Source organism: Anaerotignum propionicum DSM 1682, from assembly GCF_001561955.1.
Classification (GTDB): Bacteria; Bacillota; Clostridia; order Lachnospirales; family Anaerotignaceae; genus Chakrabartyella; species Chakrabartyella propionicum.
Window position 1 is genome coordinate 564416 of record NZ_CP014223.1, and the last position, 14848, is coordinate 579263.

The following is a 14848-nucleotide window of genomic DNA, read 5'->3' on the forward strand; positions in this document are numbered from 1 at the left end:
AAGAAATGTCCCACATAAGGCAGTGCCTTTGCTTGCCTTTTAGAAAGTGGGAATGCAAAGCGGAAAGCCGTTGATTTTGTCGTTTGGATGGATTACAATGTATTTTGGAACACTGATTCATTGTATGTGTACATCAGAATTGATTATTTCCCACTTGGACGAGCTTCGGGAAATTCATTTGATTTTCTGTACTACCATTCAATCAGGCAACAATTGCAGGAATCAAAACAGGGAATCTAAAAAAGAATAAAAAGGAGATTATACCATGAAAATGTTCATCGACACTGCGAATGTGGAGCACATCAAAGAGGCAAATGATTTAGGCGTTATTTGCGGCGTTACAACAAACCCTTCCTTAATTGCAAAAGAAGGCAGGGACTTCGTTGAGGTAGTAAAGGAAATAACAACAATCGTTGACGGCCCAATCAGCGCGGAGGTCATCAGCCTTGAGCATGAAGGCATGGTAACAGAGGCCAGAGAACTGGTTAAAATCCATAAAAATATTGTAATTAAAATCCCTATGACATTGGAAGGCTTAAAGGCTGTAAAGATTTTGACTGCTGAGGGCATCAAGACAAACGTAACTTTAATTTTTTCCGCTACACAGGCATTAATGGCTGCGAGAGCTGGTGCAACTTATGTTAGCCCCTTCTTAGGCAGAGTTGACGATATTGGTGCGGTAGGTATGACTTTAATCGAAGAAATCGTTGAGATTTTTGATGTACACGGTATTCAGACAGAAATTATTGCGGCAAGCATCCGTAATCCTTTACACGTGATTGATGCGGCAAGAGTTGGCTGCCATATTGCAACCATCCCTTACAACGTATTAATTCAGATGGCAAAGCATCCTTTGACAGACCTTGGTATTGAACGTTTCTTGAAGGATTGGGAAACCGTACCTAAAAAATAATCAGACACAACGTTATTATTGTTTTTGGAGGTAAAAACATGAACCCTATGGATCAATTAACGATTAACACCCTGCGTTTTCTTTCCGCAGAAGCAATTCAGCAAGCAAACAGCGGACACCCCGGTTTGCCTTTGGGTGCAGCACCTATGGCATATACCTTGTGGGCAAAGGAAATGAAGATCAACCCCAAGAATCCTGCATGGAATGATAGAGACCGTTTCGTTCTTTCAGCCGGACACGGTTCTGCATTGTTATATTCTTTATTGCATTTGTTCGGCTATGGCTTGACCATTGAAGATTTGAAAAATTTCCGTCAAAGAAATTCTTTGACACCCGGTCATCCTGAGTATAAGCATACCCTTGGTGTAGAAACAACCACCGGACCCTTGGGACAAGGCATTGCAAATGCAGTAGGTATGGCTTTGGCTGAAAGCCATTTGGCAGCGAAATTTAACACACCTGAATTTAAAGTGGTAGACCATTATACCTTTGCCCTTTGCGGTGACGGTTGTTTGCAGGAAGGCGTTGCTTCTGAAGCGGCATCTTTAGCTGGAACAATGGGTCTTTCCAAATTGGTTTTACTATATGATTGCAACAAAATTACAATTGAAGGCAGTACAGATGTTGCCTTTACAGAAGATGTAAAAGCACGCTTTATTGCTTACGGCTGGGATGTTTTCGAGGTGGAAGATGGCAACGATGTAGATGTGCTTGATAAAACCATTGCAGAGGCAAAAGCTTCAAATAAGCCTGCTTTAGTGAAAGTAAACACCCAGATTGGTTACGGTGCACCCAATAAGCAGGGCAAGGCTTCTGCCCATGGTGAACCCCTTGGTGCAGATGAAATTGGACTTGCAAAAGGGAACTTAAGCTGGACATATGCCGACGAATTCTTCGTTCCCGAGGAAGTTAAGGCACATATGGCTGATATTATTGCAAATGGAGCAAAAGCAGAAGCTGCTTGGAACGAAATGTTCAAGGCTTATGCTGAAAAAAATCCCCAGTTGGCAAAGGAATATGCGGCTTGGCATAGCAACGAATTGTCTGTTGATTTATTAAATGATGAAGATTTCTGGAAGAACGAAGGAGATATTGCCACCCGTGCGGCATCCGAGAAGGTATTGCAGAAGGTTGCAAAGGCTGTGCCTAACTTATTTGGTGGTTCCGCCGATTTGGCTCCTTCCAATAAATCCGTTATGAAGGACAGAGAATACTATAGTAAAGAAAATCCCGCAGGCTCCAATGTGCACTTTGGCATACGTGAGTTTGCTATGACAGCTATGGTAAACGGTATGGCAGTACATGGGGGATTACGTCCTTATATAGCAGGATTCTTTGTATTTGCAGATTATATGAAGGCTGGCCTTCGTATGGAATCCTTAATGGGATTGCCTGTAATCAGCATTATGACCCATGACAGTATTGGTGTTGGTGAAGATGGCCCTACCCATCAGCCTATTGAGCATTTGGCGATGCTGCGCAGTATGCCAAATTATATTGCTTTTCGTCCTTGCGATACAAGAGAAACAGCGGCAGGCTGGTATACGGCATTGACAAAAACAAGTACACCTACGGCTTTGATTCTATCCAGACAAAACCTGCCCGCTTTAGACGGTACAGGCAAGGATGCATTAAAGGGTGCTTATATTTTGAAGGACTGCACAGGAACACCTGATGTTTTATTGATGGCAAGTGGTTCTGAGGTTGAGCTAATTTATAAGGCTTATGATGTTTTGGCTGAAAAGGGTGTAAAAGCAAGAGTCATCAGTATGCCAAGCTGGGAATTGTTTGAAGCGCAGAGCGTGGAATATAAAGAAAGCATTATGCCTAAGGCAGTTAGAGCGAGACTTGCTGTGGAAGCAGCAGCTGATTTTGGCTGGCATAAGTATATAGGTCTCGATGGCGCTACCATTTGTATGGATGGCTTTGGTGCATCTGCGCCAGCAGGCTTATTATTTAAGGATTTTGGCTTTACCGTTGAAAACGTTGTAGAAAAAGCCCTTGCGTTGGTAAAAGCATAATATTGCGATGAAGCGAGAAGCTCTCGGGGGGAGAGGGGAACCATTATGGTTCCTCATCCCCAAAGGGCTTTTTTCATAGGAAGGAGGGGACATATGCGTACATTTATTGCCATTGAATTATCCCCTGAGGTTGGGGAATATCTTTCTGAGATTCAGACGGAAACCCAGAAATATTGTCGTCGTGGGAATTATACCCCCAAAGATAATTTTCATGTTACTTTGCATTTTTTAGGGGAGATTGACCCATCTGATGTGGAGTATGTGAAGGAAGCTATGTTTGAAGCGGCGCAAAGAAACCGCGTTTTTGATCTGAAATTAGGGCAAATTGGTTTCTTCGGTAGAGGAGACAGAGGGATTCTTTGGGTGGGACTTGATAAAAGCGATGCTTTGCAAAGATTATTTTTCGGTCTTGAAAAAAGCTTGGAGCGCCAAGGCTTTTCAAGGGAGAAAAAAGGGCTTAGTCCCCACATCACTTTAGGGCGTGAAGTTGAGCCCCAAAGAGGCTTTGCCGATGTGCAAAAAGCTGTTGTTATGGAGGGAAAAAGCTTTTCAGTGGAAAAAATCACTTTGATGGAAAGTGTGCGGCGAGGGCCGCGCTTAATATATAAGCCGATTTTTCGGCAGGAATTAAAGGGTTATCGTGCATAAGGGTAATTTTGCCAATAAGATTGCGTTTATGGGATAAAATATAAAAAATTTTATTGCGAAACGAAAGATAGGGCAGGTCAAAGGTGCTTTTTGTTTTTCGGATTATTAAGGAGGAAAAAGAAAATGCAGGAAATGGAAAAGGCAGTGATTACCGTTTTGGGACAGGATTGTGTAGGGATTACCGCTAAGGTATGCACGGTTTTGGCGGAAAGCAACATTAATATTTTAGATATTTCCCAAACCATTGTTGGGGGATACTTTAATATGGTTATGGTTGTAGATATTACAAGCATGAAGCTCGGTTACGACGAAATTTCAGAGAAGCTTAATACCCTTGGTAACGAGATGGGTCTGAAAGTCAAAATTCAGCACACAAAAATCTTTGATGCTATGCATCGCATATAATCAGGGGAGGGCTGAACGATGATAACAAGAAATGAAATTTTAGAAACCAACCGTATGATTAACGATATGAACCTTGATGTTCGTACCATTACAATGGGAATTAGCTTATTGGACTGCGCCGATGCAGACGTTGAGAAGTTCAATGAGAAGATTTATAACAAAATCACTACCTATGCTAAAGATTTGGTAAAGGTCGGGGATGAGTTGGCAAAGAAATACGGCGTTCCTGTTGTAAATAAAAGAATCTCTATCACACCTATTGCAATTGCGGCTGCAGGTTGCCAAACAGACTCCTATGTGAGTATTGCCCAGACCTTAGATCGGGCGGCTAAAGAAGTAGGCGTAAATTTTATTGGCGGTTTTTCCGCTTTGGTACATAAAGGCTATACCAAAAGCGATAGAACGCTGATTGCATCTATTCCTGAGGCAATGGCAGTTACCGACAGAGTTTGTTCCTCCATTAACATTGGAACCTCCAGAAATGGTATCAATATGGATGCCGTGAAGGAGATGGGAGAAATTATACTAAAAACAGCTGAATTGACCAAAGATGCGGAATGCATTGGCTGTGCGAAGCTGGTTGTATTCTGTAACGCAGTTGAGGATAATCCCTTTATGGCAGGTGCATTTCATGGCGTTGGCGAGGCAGATTGTGCCATTAATGTTGGTGTTAGCGGCCCCGGCGTTGTGAAAAAGGCGTTAGAAGAGGTGCGTGGTGCAGATTTTGAAACTCTTTGTGAAACAGTGAAACGCACTGCATTTAAAATCACACGAGTTGGACAGATGATTGCAAAAGAAGCCTCTGAGAGATTAAATGTTCCTTTTGGAATTATCGACCTTTCCTTGGCACCTACCCCTGCTGTAGGTGATAGTATTGCTGAAATTTTTCAAGAGATGGGTCTTGCAGAACCCGGTGCACCGGGAACAACAGCAGCCTTGGCTTTGCTGAATGATAACGTGAAAAAAGGCGGCGTAATGGCATCTTCCTATGTTGGTGGTTTAAGCGGTGCATTTATTCCTGTCAGTGAAGATCATGGTATGATTGAAGCGGCGGAAAAGGGCGCACTTACCTTGGAGAAGCTTGAGGCTATGACTTGTGTTTGTTCCGTTGGTTTAGACATGATTGCCATTCCGGGAGATACCCCTGCATCAACCATTTCCGGTATCATTGCCGATGAAGCGGCCATCGGTATGGTGAATAACAAAACCACAGCGGTGAGACTGATTCCCGTAATCGGCAGAAAAGAAGGCGGGCACGTAGAGTTCGGTGGTTTATTGGGACATGCGCCCGTTATGCCTGTGAACCGCTATAGCTGTGAAAACTTTATTGCCCGTGGGGGACGTATACCTGCGCCAATTCATAGTTTTAAAAATTAATATAGTAAAATCACTTAATCTGGGTGAATCAGGCATTTTCCTATAACTATGGTTGATTTCCTAAAGAATAAGAGTAGTTCTATTGATATTTATGAACGTAATTCGTATTTTTGTGAGACAAATTTACGAGTGGTTTTGGAATCAATGGGACTACTTTTTTATTTGTTCCAATAATCATTATATGCTTGTTGAAAGGATGAAAGAAGTTTAACAATTTCTTACAATTTATTGCAAGGGGGAGGAAAGAACCTTGTGTATGCAGAAAATAAAACAAGTAAGATCAGGATAGAATGGGGGAGAAGTATGTTAGACAAAAAAGTGGTGGAAGGTTTGTGCATTCGGGCAGAATTGGATCTTTGGAGGGGTCGGAGGAGTATTTACGGGGCACGGAAGATAGCGTTAAAAAGTGAGTATGTGCTAAAGCAAGATGTTGTGGATCGGATGGAACGAAGTGTATTAAAACATTTCTTTCTATTTAGGGGAAATTTTGAAGAAAAGTTGGAAAAAGAAAAGTGGGAAGCATATGAGGCAAAAAAAGCTTATGAAAAAGTAGAATTATATATTGAGGAAGAGAAAAAAAGAATTCCTGAGTTGGAAAGGCAACTGGAGGATGGAATGTGCTTCAATATGGTTCACTCAGGTTCTTGTGTCCTGATAAATGAGGTTGATACCACTGAAAAATGTTTAATTGTTTGGTGTGAGTTGGTGGAAGAGGCTATTTCCATTTCAGACAGAGTTACATCTTTTTTAACGGATTTGCTGGTATGCATAGAACGCAGTAATAACGCCAAAGCACAAGGCAGTGAGATCAATAGTATACAAATTGGTGTATGTGAAATAGTTGAAAAAGCAAACAGCTTTTTTAAAAGATTGCGGCAAGAATATGAAAAGCTGGAGAATTGGAATAACATAAAACAGATTAATACAAAACCCATGGTATTGGTAGATGAGAGAAATAGTAAAGAGACAATACATATAAATTCCAAAATATATGCAATACAGAATGGAATGGAGAACATCAAAGAAAATGCTCTGCTGTATATCATACAAGATGAAATGGAGAATTTGCAGAAAATACTGATGGAAACATTTTCAGCAATGGAGGAGGATGGAGAGCGTCATTCGCAAAAGCTGAAAAGAGAACGTAGAGCTGAAGGTAACTTAGGGTATGAAATGGATAAAACAGAAGCTGAAAAGTCAGAGAAGGTTCATGCGTTATATCCGCATATTAAAATTAATATAGAGCATAGTGCAGCCGTTAAGTGGGAATTTTGTGACGAAGAAAACCTTGAACAGGAAAGGGAAGGGCTTTTAGATGAGTTAGGCTTGCTGAATGCAGAGTTGAAGTCCACCCATGATGAAATGCAGAAAATCTTCAACAGAAGCCGTAGTCGATTTTTAGGAAAATACAAAAAGGATTTCGATGAAGAGGTACAGGTGCCTGTAGAAATCAAAAAACTAGAGGAAAAAATAGTAGTCTGGCGTAAAAGACTAAAAGCATTTAGGAGAAGAGCAGGAAATTTTCCTTGTGCGCTGGATGGATATATTCCAATGGAAAATCAGCGAATGAACAGATGCTTTGAAAATGAGAAGGCTATTATTGAACAAGGATGGTATTTCACGTATGTAGATGAACTAGAGGAAATGTTAAAAATCACAGAGAAGCAGTTGTCGGATTTTTGTATTGACGTCTGATTAGGATTTGAAGTGAAAATTTAAAAACAGAAAATGGAAGTTTTTTTAAAAAAACGGCAATAAAAATGAAATAGTGTTAGTGTTTGTGTGATTGCAAAAAAGATGGCTATGAAAGTTATAAATGAAGTGCTATTAATTTATTGTGCATATTGTTTAAAAATGCTAGGGATATGAAAAGAAAATTTTATTAAAATTAAAAGAACTTTTTGAAAAAAATGATAAGAAAGGCTTGCAATTCAAAGCTTTTTCGTGTATACTAATTTCTGTTGTGACATAGAGTGTTGAAGCAGAAGGTTGCCAAAAGCCTATAAAATAAAGGTTTACGGGTTTTTCTGTGGAGCGATGTCCAGTTCAAGAAACCGGGCGACAAGGTCACTGTACTGAATATTAGGGATTTACTGCCCTCTTTTGGGGGTAGCTAATCGTGTCTTACGTTGCAGGACACACCCGGATAAGTGTGCAGTCACCACTTGTCGTGCTGAAATCAAAAGTACGAAAAGGAGGGGACTTTTTTTATGGCAAACCCAAAAATCAGAATCAGTCTCAAAGCTTACGATCATAAGTTGATCGACCAGTCTGCGGCGCAGATCATCGAAACAGCGAAGAAAACAGGAGCACAGATCAGTGGCCCGATCCCTCTTCCCACAAAGAAGGAAGTTGTGACCATTATCAGAGCGGTACACAAGTACAAAGACTCCAGAGAGCAGTTCGAGATGAGAACCCACAAGAGATTGATTGATATTCTCAGCCCTACAGCAAAAACAGCAGATGCTTTAAGCCGTCTGGATTTGCCCGCTGGTGTAGATATCACATTAAAAGTAATGAAATAAGATCTGAAGTATGAACGGATTGCAACGAACCGAACGTATTTCCGGAAAGAAAACATCCAAAACTGGTTTATATAAGAAGTAAATGCGAAATATTGTATCGGCAACAGCTCTTATATGAATCTAGTATGATTTCCCTGAAAGGGGCAATCCGCTGTAGAAAATTAGGAGGTGCAGGAAATGAAGAAGGCTATTATGGCTAAGAAAATCGGTATGACACAGGTTTTCGCTGAAAACGGCACATTAGTACCGGTAACAGTTCTTGAGGCAGGCCCTTGCGTTGTTGTTCAGAAGAAAACAACTGAAAACGACGGCTATGAAGCAATTCAGGTTGGTTTTGTAGATGCAAAAGCAAAACACGTAACAAAGCCTGTTCAGGGTCACTTTGAAAAAGCTGGTGTGACAGCTAAAAAGTATGTAAAGGAATTCCAGGTTGAAGATGCAGCCACATATGAAATCGGCGCTGAAATCAAAGCTGATGTATTCGCAGCAGGCGACAAAGTTGACGCAAGCGGCGTTTCCAAAGGTAAAGGGTTCCAGAGTACAATTAAGAGATATAATGCAAGCAGAGGGCCTATGGCTCATGGTTCCAAATCTCACAGAGTTACTGGTTCCATGGGTTCTTCCGCAACACCTAGCCGTGTTAAGAAGAACAAGAGAATGCCAGGTCACATGGGCAGTGAAAATGTAACAATTCAGAACCTTGAAATCGTTCGTGCTGATGCAGAAAAGAACTTAATTTTGATCAAGGGCGCAGTTCCCGGTGCAAAAGGTTCTATTCTGGTTATCAGAGACAGCGTAAAGGCTTGATAAACTTTACGAAAGGAGGAAACTAACATGGCAAATGTTGCAGTATTAAACATGAAGGGCGATCAGGTTGGCACAGTCGAACTGAACGACGCTATTTTCGGTATAGAAGCAAATGAACATGTAATGCATCTGGCAGTTGTTCAGTATCTGGCTAACCAGAGACAGGGCACACAGAGCACAAAGACACGCGCGGAAGTTCGCGGTGGTGGTAGAAAACCTTGGAGACAGAAAGGCACAGGCCGCGCAAGACAGGGCTCCATCCGTTCCCCTCAGTGGGTTGGCGGTGGTGTTGTATTCGCTCCTAAGCCCAGAGATTATTCCTTCAAGCTGAACAAGAAGGTAAAGAGATTGGCACTTCAGTCCGCTCTTTCCGTAAAAGCAGCAGAAGGCAAAATTATCGTTATGGATGAATTGACTTTGGCAGAAGTAAAGACAAAGGAAATGGCTAAGGTACTTGAAAACATCAAATGCGGCAAGGCTTTGATCGTTATGGACGGTACAAACAGCAATGTAATGCTTTCCGCAAGAAACATTCCTGAAGTAAAAACAGCTTCCGTTAATACAATTAACGTATATGATCTTTTGAAGTACAACACATTGGTTGTAACAAAAGATGCGGTAGCGAAAATCGAGGAGGTGTACGCATAATGGCTGATTTGAAATATTATGACGTAATCTTGAAGCCCGTTATCACTGAAAGCAGTATGTCTGTTTTAGATGAAAAGAAATATACTTTCATTGTACACCCTGCAGCAACAAAGGCTCAGGTAAAGGATGCAGTTGAAAAAATGTTCGCAGGCGCAAAGGTTGCAGCCGTTAACACAATGAACTACGACGGCAAGCCCAAAAGAAGAGGTGTGCACTTCGGTTCTACACCTAAGTTTAAAAAAGCAGTTGTTAAGTTGACAGCTGACAGCAAAGACATCGAAATCTTCCAGGGAATGTAATTTCCTAAGATGAGACGCAAAATGCAAAACACACGGAAACGTGTAGAAGATAGAAAGAAACTCGAAAGGAGTGCAGAAGATGGCAATTAAGAGATATAAACCATATACACCATCTAGAAGACACATGACAGTGTCCGCTTTTGATGAAATTACAAAATCAACTCCTGAAAAATCTTTGGTGGTACACCTTAAGAAAAATTCAGGTAGAAATAATCAGGGTAAATTGACAGTACGTCATCACGGCGGTGGCTCCAAAATTAAATACAGATTGGTAGACTTTAAACGTAATAAGGACGGTGTTCCTGCAACAGTTCAGGCAATCGAATATGATCCTAACAGAACAGCAAACATCGCACTCATTGTTTACGCTGATGGTCAGAAATCTTATATTTTGGCTCCCGTAGGCTTAAACGTTGGCGACAAGCTGATGAACGGCCCTGACGCAGAAGTAAAAATCGGCAATGCAATGCCTATGAGCAAAATCCCCGTTGGTGCAAGCATCCATAACATTGAGATGAAGCCCGGCAAAGGCGGTCAGCTGGTTCGTTCCGCTGGTAACGTTGCACAGTTGATGGCGAAGGAAGGTAAGTATGCAACAGTAAAACTTCCCTCCGGCGAAATGAGATTGCTGCCTATCGAATGTAGAGCAACTGTTGGTCAGGTTGGTAACTTGGATCACGAACTGATTCACATTGGTAAAGCTGGTAGAAAACGTCACATGGGTATCAGACCTACTGTAAGAGGTTCCGTAATGAACCCTAACGATCACCCTCACGGTGGTGGTGAAGGTAGAGCACCTATCGGTCGTCCATCTCCTATGACACCTTGGGGCAAGCCTGCTATGGGTTACAAAACAAGAAACAAGCACAAAGCTTCCAACAAGTATATTGTTCGCCGCAGAAACGGCTAATAGATCGGATTGTGTAAAGGCGGCCGCCTAAAGCACAAAAACACGAAACAAGGAGGATTAAAACATGAGCAGATCACTCAAAAAGGGACCCTTCGCTGATGATCATCTTTTAAAGAAGATTGATGCTATGAATGCAGCGGGCGAAAAGAACGTAATCAAAACATGGTCTCGTCGTTCTACAATTTTCCCCGATATGATCGGTCATACAATCGCAGTTTACGACGGCAAGAAACACGTGCCTGTATATATTACTGAAGATATGGTAGGTCACAAACTTGGTGAATTTGCACTGACAAGAAGCTACAGAGGTCATGGCAAAGACGCAGAAAAGAAATCAAGAGTTCGCTAATATCTGATAACGAAAGGAGGTTTCGTTCATGGCAAAAGGTCATAGAAGCCAAATTAAGAAGGAAAGAAACATTGCAACACAAGAAAAAAGACCCCATGCTTCTGCAAAGTATGTTGGCATCCCTGCCACAAAAGCGAAGATCGTTTTGGATCAGATCAAAAACAAGGATGTTATTACTGCAGCGGCATTGTTAAATTATTCCCCAAGATATGCTTCCGAAATCATTGCGAAGGTTTTGAAATCCGCAATGGCTAATGCAGAAAACAACTTGGGTATGGACGTAAACAAATTGTATGTGGAAGAGGTAAGTGCTGATCAGGGCCCCACAATGAAGAGAATCCGCCCTAGAGCACAAGGCAGAGCATATCGGATCCTGAAAAGATCCTGCCATATTTCCATCATTCTCAATGAGAGATAAGGAGGTACGAAATGGGACAGAAAGTAAATCCTCATGGATTAAGAGTCGGTATCATCAAAGATTGGGATACTAAATGGTATGCAGAGAAAGAATTCGCTGACTACCTTGTAGAAGACGTTAAAATAAGAAAGTTCATCAAATCTAAATTATACACTTCCGGCGTTTCCAGAATTGCCATCGAAAGAACTGCTGGCAGAGTAAAGGTTACAGTAAGCACAGCAAAACCCGGTATCGTTATTGGTAAGAATGGTCAGGCAATTGAAGAATTGAAAGCTGACATTCAGAAGATGACAACACAGAAGGTTGCTGTAAATATTGACGAAATCAAAAAACCTGAGTTGGATGCACAGCTGGTAGCTGAAAATATTGCACTGCAGTTGGAAAACCGTGTGACATTCCGTCGTGCGATGAAACAGTCCATGGGTAGAACCATGAAATTCGGTGCAAAGGGTATTAAAACATCTGTTAGCGGTCGTTTGGGCGGCGCTGATATGGCTCGTACAGAAAGCTATCATGAAGGTACCATTCCTCTTCAGACACTGCGTGCAGACATTGACTACGGTTTTGCAGAAGCTGATACAACCTACGGCAAGTTGGGTGTAAAGGTTTGGATCTACAAAGGTGAAGTACTTCCTGTAAAAGCAGCGAAAAAGGAAGGAGGCGCTAAGTAATTATGTTAATGCCTAAAAGAGTGAAATATCGTAAGCAGCAAAGAGGTTCCATGAAGGGCCGTGCCCACAGAGGCAACAAAGTAACTTACGGTGAATTCGGTATTATGGCTATGGAGCCAAGCTGGATTACAGCAAACCAGATTGAAGCAGCACGTATCGCTATGACAAGATATATCAAGCGTGGCGGTGACGTTTGGATTAAAGTATTCCCCGATAAACCCGTGTCCGCGAAGCCTATCGGTACTCGTATGGGTTCCGGTAAAGGCGCGCCTGAATTCTGGGTAGCGGTAGTAAAACCCGGCAGAGTAATGTTTGAAATTGGCGGCGTTGCAGAAGAAACAGCAAGAGAAGCATTGAGACTGGCTATTCACAAGCTTCCTATCAAATGTAAAATTGTTTCCAAGGCAGAGGCGGCAGAAATGGCAGGTGATCAGCAGTGAAAACAAAAGGTTTTGTAAATGAATTGACAGGTAAGACTGCAGATGAATTACAGAGAGACCTTGTTTCTGCTAAAAAAGAGTTATTCAACCTGAGATTCCAGAACGCAACGAACCAGTTGGATAATACAGCAAGAATCAAGGAAGTTCGTAAAAGTATTGCAAGAATTCAGACAGTGATTACACAAAAGGCTAGAGCCGCAGAATAATAATCCGGTCTATTGAAAGGAGGAACTCTTTGTGGAAGAAAGAAATCTTCGTAAAACCAGAATTGGTAAAGTAGTCAGCGACAAAATGGACAAGACAATTGTTGTTGCTGTGGAAGATAAAGTAAAACACCCTTTGTATGGTAAAATCGTAAATAGAACTTACAAACTCAAGGCACATGACGAAAACAACGAATGTGGCATTGGTGACCGCGTAAAGGTTATGGAAACCAGACCTTTGTCTAAGGACAAGAGATGGAGACTTGTAAGTATTATCGAAAAAGCAAAATAATCCTTTTTGGAGAGGAGGCAATCACATGGTTCAACAGGAAACCAGATTAAAAGTAGCAGATAATTCCGGAGCAAAAGAACTCCTTTGTATTAGAGTACTCGGCGGCTCTACAAGAAGATATGCAGGCGTTGGCGACATCATTGTTGCAGCTGTTAAAGATGCAACACCCGGCGGCGTTGTGAAAAAAGGCGATGTTGTAAAGGCTGTTGTGGTTAGAACAGTGCACTCCGTGGGCAGAGCAGACGGAAGCTATATTAAATTTGACGACAATGCAGCGGTTATTATCAAAGATGACAAAAACCCCAAGGGTACACGTATTTTTGGACCCGTTGCCAGAGAGCTGAGAGAGAAGCAGTTTATGAAGATTCTTTCTCTGGCACCTGAAGTATTATAAGGAGGTGTGCTAGGTGGCTAACTTGAAATTGAAAAGCGGCGATAAAGTCGTTGTAACAACAGGTAAAGATAAAGGCAAACAAGGCAAGATTCTTGCTGTTGATATTAAGAATAACAGAGTTCTTGTAGAAGGCGTTAACATGATTTCTAAACATACAAAGCCCAATGCAAAAAATCAGCAGGGTGGTATTGTTAAGAAGGAAAGTTATATTCACGCTTCCAACGTAATGTATCTTCATAATGGCAAGGCAACACGTCTTGGTGCTATGATTAAAGACGGCAAAAAAGTAAGAGTTGCAAAAAAGACAGGCGAAGTTATCGACTGATCCTTGGAAAGGAGGTAAACAATGAGCAGATTAAGAGATTTTTATGAAGCAGAAGTAGTACCTGAAATGATTAAGAAATTTTCATATACAAACAAGATGGCAGTGCCCAAGCTTGAAAAAATCATCATCAACATGGGAGTTGGCGAAGCAAAGGAAAATGCGAAAATTTTAGATGGTGCAGTAAAAGATATGACTATCATTACTGGACAAAAGCCTGTAGTAACAAAGGCGAAAAAATCCATCGCAGCTTTTAAGCTTCGTGAAGGTATGAATATTGGCTGTAAGACTACACTGAGAGGCGGCAGAATGTATGAGTTCGCTGACAGATTGATCAACATTGCCCTTCCTCGTGTACGTGACTTCCGTGGTGTGAAGGCAAATAGCTTTGACGGCAGAGGTAACTATACAATGGGTGTCAAAGAACAGCTGATTTTCCCTGAAATCGAATATGATAAAGTAGACAAAATCAGAGGTATGGACATCGTTTTTGTTACTACAGCAAAGACAGATGAAGAAGCAAGAGAGTTGCTTAAATTATTTGGTATGCCATTCGCAAAATAAAGGGAGGGACAAAAATGGCTAAAAGATCTATGATCGTGAAGCAGCAGAGAACTCCTAAGTTCTCCACTAGAGCTTACACACGTTGCAGAGTATGTGGCAGACCCCACTCTGTGCTTAGAAAATATGGAATTTGCCGTATTTGCTTCCGTGAATTGGCGTACAAGGGCCAGATTCCCGGCGTAAAGAAAGCAAGCTGGTAAAAGAAAGGAGGAATTCATAATGTCAATGAGCGACCCTATCGCAGATATGCTGACAAGAATCAGAAACGGTAACACAGCAAAACACGATACAGTAGATGTTCCTTCTTCCAAAATGAAGAAAGCAATTGCTGACATTTTGACAACAGAAGGTTATGTAAAGGGCTATGAAGTAATTGAGGATGGTGTAAAATCCACAATTCGTGTTAGCTTGAAATATGGCGCAGACAAAAACGAAAAAGTAATCACAGGTTTGAAGAGAATTTCCAAACCAGGTCTTAGAGTTTTTGCAAACAAAGAGGAATTGCCTAAGGTTTTGGGTGGATTGGGTATTGCAATCATTTCCACAAGCCGTGGCTTGATGACAGATAAAGAAGCAAGAAAAGTTGGCGTAGGCGGCGAAGTTATTGCTTTTATCTGGTAATAATTGTTAAAGAAAATAGGA

23 protein-coding genes are annotated in these 14848 nt (G+C 41.5%); all 23 read left to right on the forward strand.

The genetic code is table 11. From position 1 onward, the window contains the following. Positions 1 to 97 precede the first annotated feature (97 nt). The 23 genes from CPRO_RS15180 to rpsH all read left to right on the forward strand — a co-directional run bounded on the left by CPRO_RS15180 (position 98) and on the right by rpsH (position 14827). Positions 98 to 250, forward strand: coding sequence for a hypothetical protein (locus CPRO_RS15180; RefSeq protein ID WP_157881619.1), 153 nt, complete (start codon positions 98 to 100; stop codon positions 248 to 250). A gap of 15 nt (positions 251 to 265) precedes the next feature. Further along, entirely contained in the window at positions 266 to 913 is a 648-nt protein-coding gene (fsa, locus tag CPRO_RS02600; protein WP_066047572.1) for a fructose-6-phosphate aldolase, read from the forward strand. A 38-nt stretch (positions 914 to 951) separates the two neighbouring features. Continuing rightward, entirely contained in the window at positions 952 to 2934 is a 1983-nt protein-coding gene (gene tkt, locus CPRO_RS02605; RefSeq protein WP_066047574.1) for a transketolase, read from the forward strand. A 93-nt stretch (positions 2935 to 3027) separates the two neighbouring features. After that, positions 3028 to 3582, forward strand: a complete 555-nt coding sequence (gene thpR / locus CPRO_RS02610; RefSeq protein WP_066047576.1) for an RNA 2',3'-cyclic phosphodiesterase — start codon at positions 3028 to 3030, stop codon at positions 3580 to 3582. Between the two features lie 132 nt (positions 3583 to 3714). Beyond that, positions 3715 to 3987: an ACT domain-containing protein gene (locus CPRO_RS02615; RefSeq protein WP_066053628.1), complete on the forward strand. Its 273-nt coding sequence runs from the start codon at positions 3715 to 3717 to the stop codon at positions 3985 to 3987. An 18-nt stretch (positions 3988 to 4005) separates the two neighbouring features. Further along, the gene (locus tag CPRO_RS02620; RefSeq protein ID WP_066047578.1) at positions 4006 to 5364 is read left to right on the forward strand and encodes a PFL family protein; all 1359 of its coding nucleotides are present in this window, start codon (positions 4006 to 4008) and stop codon (positions 5362 to 5364) included. Positions 5365 to 5667: 303 nt separating this feature from the next. After that, positions 5668 to 7059: a hypothetical protein gene (locus tag CPRO_RS02625; protein ID WP_066047580.1), complete on the forward strand. Its 1392-nt coding sequence runs from the start codon at positions 5668 to 5670 to the stop codon at positions 7057 to 7059. Positions 7060 to 7574: 515 nt separating this feature from the next. Then, positions 7575 to 7889, forward strand: a complete 315-nt coding sequence (gene rpsJ, locus CPRO_RS02630) for a 30S ribosomal protein S10 (protein ID WP_066047582.1) — start codon at positions 7575 to 7577, stop codon at positions 7887 to 7889. A 177-nt stretch (positions 7890 to 8066) separates the two neighbouring features. After that, a complete protein-coding gene (rplC, locus tag CPRO_RS02635) occupies positions 8067 to 8696 on the forward strand; it encodes a 50S ribosomal protein L3 (RefSeq protein WP_066047583.1) in 630 nt (209 codons plus the stop codon). Between the two features lie 27 nt (positions 8697 to 8723). Continuing rightward, positions 8724 to 9344: a 50S ribosomal protein L4 gene (rplD, locus tag CPRO_RS02640; protein ID WP_066047585.1), complete on the forward strand. Its 621-nt coding sequence runs from the start codon at positions 8724 to 8726 to the stop codon at positions 9342 to 9344. Further along, entirely contained in the window at positions 9344 to 9643 is a 300-nt protein-coding gene (gene rplW, locus CPRO_RS02645; protein WP_066047586.1) for a 50S ribosomal protein L23, read from the forward strand. Before rplD ends, rplW begins: the two co-directional genes overlap by 1 nt. Positions 9644 to 9722: 79 nt before the next feature. Beyond that, positions 9723 to 10553, forward strand: a complete 831-nt coding sequence (gene rplB, locus CPRO_RS02650; RefSeq protein WP_066047589.1) for a 50S ribosomal protein L2 — start codon at positions 9723 to 9725, stop codon at positions 10551 to 10553. 64 nt (positions 10554 to 10617) lie between these two features. Beyond that, positions 10618 to 10902, forward strand: a complete 285-nt coding sequence (gene rpsS, locus CPRO_RS02655) for a 30S ribosomal protein S19 (RefSeq protein WP_066047591.1) — start codon at positions 10618 to 10620, stop codon at positions 10900 to 10902. Between the two features lie 28 nt (positions 10903 to 10930). Then, a complete protein-coding gene (gene rplV, locus CPRO_RS02660) occupies positions 10931 to 11320 on the forward strand; it encodes a 50S ribosomal protein L22 (RefSeq protein WP_066047593.1) in 390 nt (129 codons plus the stop codon). Between the two features lie 11 nt (positions 11321 to 11331). Beyond that, positions 11332 to 11991 (forward strand): 30S ribosomal protein S3, encoded by a 660-nt coding sequence (gene rpsC, locus CPRO_RS02665; RefSeq protein WP_066047594.1) that lies wholly within the window; start codon positions 11332 to 11334, stop codon positions 11989 to 11991. Positions 11992 to 11993: 2 nt separating this feature from the next. After that, positions 11994 to 12431, forward strand: coding sequence for a 50S ribosomal protein L16 (rplP, locus tag CPRO_RS02670; RefSeq protein WP_066047596.1), 438 nt, complete (start codon positions 11994 to 11996; stop codon positions 12429 to 12431). Continuing rightward, complete coding sequence (rpmC, locus tag CPRO_RS02675) at positions 12428 to 12637, forward strand: 50S ribosomal protein L29 (protein WP_066047597.1); 210 nt, start codon at positions 12428 to 12430, stop codon at positions 12635 to 12637. The genes rplP and rpmC overlap by 4 nt, the downstream gene beginning before the upstream one ends. A gap of 31 nt (positions 12638 to 12668) precedes the next feature. Beyond that, positions 12669 to 12926, forward strand: a complete 258-nt coding sequence (gene rpsQ, locus CPRO_RS02680; protein WP_066047601.1) for a 30S ribosomal protein S17 — start codon at positions 12669 to 12671, stop codon at positions 12924 to 12926. Between the two features lie 25 nt (positions 12927 to 12951). Next, on the forward strand, positions 12952 to 13320 hold the full coding sequence (rplN, locus tag CPRO_RS02685; RefSeq protein WP_066047605.1) for a 50S ribosomal protein L14: 369 nt from the start codon (positions 12952 to 12954) through the stop codon (positions 13318 to 13320). A 13-nt stretch (positions 13321 to 13333) separates the two neighbouring features. Further along, a complete protein-coding gene (gene rplX / locus CPRO_RS02690) occupies positions 13334 to 13645 on the forward strand; it encodes a 50S ribosomal protein L24 (RefSeq protein WP_066047608.1) in 312 nt (103 codons plus the stop codon). A 21-nt stretch (positions 13646 to 13666) separates the two neighbouring features. Next, positions 13667 to 14206, forward strand: a complete 540-nt coding sequence (gene rplE / locus CPRO_RS02695) for a 50S ribosomal protein L5 (protein WP_066047611.1) — start codon at positions 13667 to 13669, stop codon at positions 14204 to 14206. 14 nt (positions 14207 to 14220) lie between these two features. Further along, positions 14221 to 14406 (forward strand): type Z 30S ribosomal protein S14, encoded by a 186-nt coding sequence (locus CPRO_RS02700; protein WP_066047615.1) that lies wholly within the window; start codon positions 14221 to 14223, stop codon positions 14404 to 14406. 19 nt (positions 14407 to 14425) lie between these two features. Beyond that, positions 14426 to 14827: a 30S ribosomal protein S8 gene (gene rpsH / locus CPRO_RS02705; protein ID WP_066047617.1), complete on the forward strand. Its 402-nt coding sequence runs from the start codon at positions 14426 to 14428 to the stop codon at positions 14825 to 14827. Positions 14828 to 14848 lie beyond the last annotated feature (21 nt).

Coding starts and splice junctions, on each gene's coding strand:
- CPRO_RS15180 (WP_157881619.1), top strand. CDS start 98: ATGTATTTTGGAACACTGATTCATTGTATGTGTACATCAGAATTGATT.
- fsa (WP_066047572.1), top strand. CDS start 266: ATGAAAATGTTCATCGACACTGCGAATGTGGAGCACATCAAAGAGGCA.
- tkt (WP_066047574.1), top strand. CDS start 952: ATGAACCCTATGGATCAATTAACGATTAACACCCTGCGTTTTCTTTCC.
- thpR (WP_066047576.1), top strand. CDS start 3,028: ATGCGTACATTTATTGCCATTGAATTATCCCCTGAGGTTGGGGAATAT.
- CPRO_RS02615 (WP_066053628.1), top strand. CDS start 3,715: ATGGAAAAGGCAGTGATTACCGTTTTGGGACAGGATTGTGTAGGGATT.
- CPRO_RS02620 (WP_066047578.1), top strand. CDS start 4,006: ATGATAACAAGAAATGAAATTTTAGAAACCAACCGTATGATTAACGAT.
- CPRO_RS02625 (WP_066047580.1), top strand. CDS start 5,668: ATGTTAGACAAAAAAGTGGTGGAAGGTTTGTGCATTCGGGCAGAATTG.
- rpsJ (WP_066047582.1), top strand. CDS start 7,575: ATGGCAAACCCAAAAATCAGAATCAGTCTCAAAGCTTACGATCATAAG.
- rplC (WP_066047583.1), top strand. CDS start 8,067: ATGAAGAAGGCTATTATGGCTAAGAAAATCGGTATGACACAGGTTTTC.
- rplD (WP_066047585.1), top strand. CDS start 8,724: ATGGCAAATGTTGCAGTATTAAACATGAAGGGCGATCAGGTTGGCACA.
- rplW (WP_066047586.1), top strand. CDS start 9,344: ATGGCTGATTTGAAATATTATGACGTAATCTTGAAGCCCGTTATCACT.
- rplB (WP_066047589.1), top strand. CDS start 9,723: ATGGCAATTAAGAGATATAAACCATATACACCATCTAGAAGACACATG.
- rpsS (WP_066047591.1), top strand. CDS start 10,618: ATGAGCAGATCACTCAAAAAGGGACCCTTCGCTGATGATCATCTTTTA.
- rplV (WP_066047593.1), top strand. CDS start 10,931: ATGGCAAAAGGTCATAGAAGCCAAATTAAGAAGGAAAGAAACATTGCA.
- rpsC (WP_066047594.1), top strand. CDS start 11,332: ATGGGACAGAAAGTAAATCCTCATGGATTAAGAGTCGGTATCATCAAA.
- rplP (WP_066047596.1), top strand. CDS start 11,994: ATGTTAATGCCTAAAAGAGTGAAATATCGTAAGCAGCAAAGAGGTTCC.
- rplN (WP_066047605.1), top strand. CDS start 12,952: ATGGTTCAACAGGAAACCAGATTAAAAGTAGCAGATAATTCCGGAGCA.
- rplE (WP_066047611.1), top strand. CDS start 13,667: ATGAGCAGATTAAGAGATTTTTATGAAGCAGAAGTAGTACCTGAAATG.
- CPRO_RS02700 (WP_066047615.1), top strand. CDS start 14,221: ATGGCTAAAAGATCTATGATCGTGAAGCAGCAGAGAACTCCTAAGTTC.
- rpsH (WP_066047617.1), top strand. CDS start 14,426: ATGTCAATGAGCGACCCTATCGCAGATATGCTGACAAGAATCAGAAAC.